The organism is Variovorax sp. GW458-11-26-14-LB1 (assembly GCF_059423965.1).
Window position 1 is genome coordinate 1 of sequence record NZ_JBWKYW010000104.1, and the last position, 1691, is coordinate 1691.

The 1691-nt window shown below is 69.1% G+C and carries 1 protein-coding gene; it reads right to left on the reverse strand.

Going from position 1 to position 1691, the window contains the following annotated elements:
• Positions 1–244: 244 nt before the first annotated feature.
• Positions 245–1691 (reverse strand): S41 family peptidase (locus tag AC07YS_RS31895; RefSeq protein WP_495275770.1); only part of this gene is annotated, 1447 nt, incomplete at its 5' end.

Consider the following 1691-nt stretch of genomic DNA (forward strand, 5'->3'; position numbering starts at 1 on the left):
GCCGTGAGCACGGCCACGACGACGAGCCAGAAGGTCGTCACTGTCCATTTGCGCATCTGCTTCTCCTAAGTGTTTGGTTTCAAGCCCGGTTTCCATAGGAGCGCCAGGAGTGAAAACGTTTGCGCAAACCTTTGCGCAAACGTTTGCCAAACTCTAAGTGGCAGGCGGCAGGCGTGGCAATGGGGTGCGGCTAGGGGTTTTCCGCGAGGCCGGGGCCGGCCTCGCGCGCGGGGTCAGGCCGTCATCAACCCGGGTTGGGCAGGGGGTCGATCAGCCGGTTCTCGCGCAGCGGCGAGCGGGGGCGCAGGAAGGGTTCGTCTTCTTCCGCCGGCGCAGCGGCCTTCTCCAGGCCCGGGGTGTCCGCTGCCTTGGCGGATGCCGCCGCGCACGAACCGGTGTCGCGCAACCGCAGCGCCGCGGCCAGCCGGCCTTCGGCGGCGTCGCCCAGCAGGTGGTCGAAGTCGTCGGCCACGGCGCAGCTGGCATTGGGTGCAAAGCCGTCGCCGTAGTCGCCGAAACCAGCCTGGTTTACGCCCTTGAAGTTGACCGCGAAGTAGGTGGTACCGCAGTTGTCCTGCGGAACGAACCCGTAGGGCTTGCCGCAGGTGGTGGCGCCCACGAGGTTGACCGTGACGCCCACGCCGCGCAGGCTGTTGATGACCGACTCGCTGGCCGAGCAGGTGCTGCGGCCCGTCAGCAGCGTGACGCGCGACAGGCCCAGCGTGGGCAGGGGTTGGCCGGCCCGGGTGGTCGTGAAGAAGGGCGTGAGGTTGTCCGCGAGCGTGGTGCGGTACGGGTTCTTGTCGTTGAAGGTCAACAGCTCGAAGGTCTTGCCGTTCGTCGGGCCCGGCCCGGCCACCATGTAGGCGAGTTGGCTCGCGATGCGCAACTGGCCGCCGCCGTTGTAGCGCATGTCGATCACGAGGTCCTGGACGCCGCCGTCCTGCTTGAGCGTGTTCATGGCCGTGACGAGCTGCCCCTCGGCGGTCGAGATGTGGTCGTTGAACAGCAGGTAGCCCACGCGGTTGCCGGCCGGCCCGATGGTGCGGGTGTACAGCACCGGCGTGCTCGTGATGCGCTGGGCCGTGAGCTCGATCGGGCTGCCGCGCGTGCCGCTCACCTCGAAGGTGAAGGTGTGCTTCTCGCCGAGGTTCTGCGGCGAGATCGCGCGGTTGATGATGTCGACGTTGGCCTGCCCGGTGCTGGCCACCACGTCGACGCCGTCGACCGCGACCAGCTTGGCCCCGCGCGCCAGGCCGGCCGCCGCCGCCGGCGAACCCGGCTCGACGAAGGCGAGGCGGATGTTGCGCGGCGGCGAGCTGCGCACCGCCGCCGTGTCCATACCGTAGCCGACCGACACGCCGCCCTCCGACTCCAGGCGGTACGCCTCGGTGTCGAGGTAGAAGTGGAAGCGGTCCTTGAGCTGGCCCGAGGGCGTGGTGGCCTGCGTCTTGAGCACGCTGAACCAGGTCAACGGCGTGGCGTAGTCGGACGCCTTGAGCGTGGTGGGCACCTCGTTGTACCAAAGGTAGGTTTCGTCGATCCAGCCGCGCACCCAGCTCTTCTCGTTGTCGACGGTGCCGGCGGTGTCGGGGTACGCGCGGCCCGTCGCGGGGTTGGTGCCCCGGCGCGGCGCGACGCACTGGCCGGCGACGGTCGCGGACGCGACGATGCCGCCCTCGCCCCCGTTG